At 66.8% G+C, this 322-nt stretch carries 1 protein-coding gene; it reads left to right on the forward strand.

The window, feature by feature from the left end:
• The coding region (locus EN850_RS34965; protein ID WP_189591327.1) for a rod shape-determining protein at positions 1 to 322 on the forward strand (322 nt) is incomplete at both ends.

Raw genomic sequence — 322 nt, forward strand, 5'->3', positions numbered from 1 at the left:
ATTCGGCCTCGGTCCGCATCGGCGGCGACCGCTTCGACGAGTCGATCACCAACTACGTGCGCCGCAACCACGGCATGATGATCGGTGAAGCCACCGCCGAGCGCATCAAGGTCGAGCTGGGCTGCACCTACCCGCAGGCGGAAGTGATCGAGATGCAAATCTCCGGCCGCAAACTCGCCGAGGCCGTGCCGAAGATGATCAAGCTCCGCTCCAACGAGGTGCTCGAGGCCCTGCACGAACCGCTGTCGGGCATCGTCAGCGCGGTCAAGCTGGCGCTGGAGCAGACCCCGCCGGAACTGTGCGCCGACGTCGCCGAGCGCGG

Source organism: Mesorhizobium sp. M8A.F.Ca.ET.207.01.1.1, from assembly GCF_004794715.1.
Taxonomy (GTDB): domain Bacteria; phylum Pseudomonadota; class Alphaproteobacteria; order Rhizobiales; family Rhizobiaceae; genus Mesorhizobium.